The sequence below is a fragment of the Streptomyces atriruber genome (assembly GCF_001418325.1).
Taxonomy (GTDB): Bacteria; Actinomycetota; Actinomycetes; order Streptomycetales; family Streptomycetaceae; genus Streptomyces; species Streptomyces atriruber.
The window spans coordinates 1-2,262 of record NZ_LIPN01000650.1 but is presented as its reverse complement, the minus strand read 5'-3'; the positions used below and the strand labels follow the sequence as shown (position 1 = coordinate 2,262).

The window sequence follows — 2,262 nt, the reverse complement described above, 5'->3', positions numbered from 1 at the left end:
GGGGCGGGCGTGAGGATGGTGCGGACGCCGTGGCGCCGGGCGGCCCGCGCGGCGGCGAGCACCCCCTCGACGGGCACCTCCAGCTGGAGCAGCAGCGCGTCGACGGAGGCGATCAGGCCCTCGTCGCCGGGGGCGAGGGCGGTGACGGTGCCGTTGGCGCCGGGGATCACGACGATCGCGTTGCCGCCCTCGTCGTCGACGACGATGTGCGCGGTGCCGGTGGGCGTCTCGACGGTGCGCAGGAGGTCCGTCTCGATGCCGGAGTGTTCGAGGGCGGAGCGGAGCCGGGTGCCGTGGGCGTCGTTGCCGACGGCGCCGATCATCGAGACGGTGGCGCCCGCGCGGGCCGCCGCGACGGCCTGGTTGGCGCCCTTGCCGCCGGGGACGGTGCGGAACTCGCGGCCCGTCACGGTCTCTCCGCGCTGCGGGGCCTTGGCGACGTACGCGACGAGATCCATGTTGGCGCTGCCGAGGACGGCGATGTGGGGGGTGGGGCTCATGAGGGGGGTGTCTCCCGGGTGGCGAGTGCGGTGGTGAGGTCTGCCAGGGCGTCGAAGCCGATGCCGTTGAAGTCGCCCACGGAGGTGGCGAGCCGGTTCTTGAGGGGCGCCGTCCACCGGTCGGGGAGCGCGTCGGCGCGGCCCGCGAGCAGGCCGGCGACGGAGCCCGCGGTCGCGCCGTTGGAGTCGGTGTCCCAGCCGCCGGAGACGGCGCGGGTGATGGAGCCGGTGAAGTCGCCGTCGGCGTGGGTGAGGGCGGCGGTGAGCAGCGCGGCGTTGGGAATGACGTGGACCCAGTGGTGGGAGCCGTGGCGCGCGTGGAGGCCGTCCACGACGTCGTCGAAGTCCCGTGTGTCGTGGGCCAGTTGAATGGCGTGGCGCACGGCACGGGCCAGCCGCGAATCGGCCGGTACGACGGAGAGGCCCGCGTCCAGACAGGCGTGCACGTCGGTGCCGCCGCCCGCCGCCGAGGCGATCGCGGCCGCGGTGAACATGGCGCCGTACACACCGTTCTCCGTGTGGCTCAGGACGGCGTCGCGGCGGGCCTGCGCGGCGGCCGCCCAGGGAGCCCCCGGGTTGGTCCAGCCGTGGACGTCGGCGCGGATCAGGGCGCCGATCCACTCGCGGAACGGGTTGCGGTGGATGGCGGTGTGCGGGGGTTCGATGCCCTGCAGGAGGTTGCGGTAGGCGACGCGCTCGGCGGTGAAGGTGCGGCCCGCGGGGAGCTCGTCCAGCCAGAGCCGCGCCACGTCCGCGGTGGTGAAGTCCTTGCCGTGGCGCTGCAGCAGGACGAGGTTCAGGAGGGGGTAGTTGAGGTCGTCGTCCTCGGGCATGCCGTCGATGTTCTCGGCCAGGGAGGTCGGCGCGGAGCGGCGGTTCCAGGGGTACGCCGCCCTGAGCCGCGGTGGGACGCCCCGCTCCGTGAACCAGGTGGTGAGGGGCCAGTTTCCCGCGGCCCTGGCGAGACTTCGGATGCCCTCCAGGGGGAGCTTCTCCACGGGTTTGCCCAGGAGGCAGCCCGCGGCCCTGCCGAGCCAGGCGGCGTGGAGACGGTCGCGCAGCCCGTCCGTGTCCGGTGCCCCGGCCGCGGGGGCCGGCGCGGGGCCGCTCGGCCCGCCGTGCCATGGGGGAGGCCTCAGTTCGTCCAGGAGCCGCTCCGCCAGGCCGCGCAGGCGGGCCGGCGCCGGAGCGGGGGAGGCGCCCGCGGTCGCCGGGGCCGCCGGCCCGCCCGCCGTCACCCAGCGGGAGCGCACCGCCGACACGTCGCGGCCCTCCTGCTCGGCCTGGTGGAGTTCGTGGCCGACGAGGTCCTCCGGCTGGACCCAGGTCAGGCGGATCACCGCTCGGCCGTCAGGGCCGCGAACGCGGACTCGTGGGCGCGGCGGCGCCCGACGTCGCGGGCGAAGACCTCCCGCGCCACCTCCGTCAGGACCGCCGCCGGTGCGCGCAGGTCGAGACGGCTGGCCTCGGCGACCCGCCCCGCCCACTCCTCGGGCACCGCCTGCTCGCCATACAGCGCGCCCACGATCGCGCCGCTCATCGTCGCGATGGAGTCGCAGTCGCGGCCGTAGTTGACGGAGCCGAGGGACGGGGCGCGGTAGTCCGGCCCGACGGTGTCGAAGGGGGCGACCGCGGCGCGGACCGGGGCCAGGGCCGTCTCGAAGTCCCGGTGGCGCGCGGCGACTTCGGCGACCGCCTCGATCGCGGCGCGGGTGCCGTCCTTGGCCAGGGCGAGGCACTCCTCGACCACCGATTCGGCGGT

3 protein-coding genes are annotated in these 2,262 nt (G+C 75.8%); all 3 read right to left on the bottom strand.

Going from position 1 to position 2,262, the window contains the following annotated elements; genetic code table 11:
- Positions 1-500, bottom strand: a 500-nt coding sequence (locus AOK03_RS39715) for a PfkB family carbohydrate kinase (RefSeq protein ID WP_244177954.1), incomplete at its 3' end; no start/stop codon positions are given.
- On the bottom strand, positions 497-1,840 hold the full coding sequence (locus AOK03_RS39710; protein ID WP_055570186.1) for an ADP-ribosylglycohydrolase family protein: 1,344 nt from the start codon (positions 1,838-1,840) through the stop codon (positions 497-499). The genes AOK03_RS39710 and AOK03_RS39715, both read right to left, overlap by 4 nt.
- A partial coding sequence (locus AOK03_RS39705; protein WP_167355706.1) for an ADP-ribosylglycohydrolase family protein occupies positions 1,837-2,262 on the bottom strand: 426 nt, incomplete at its 5' end. The genes AOK03_RS39710 and AOK03_RS39705, both read right to left, overlap by 4 nt.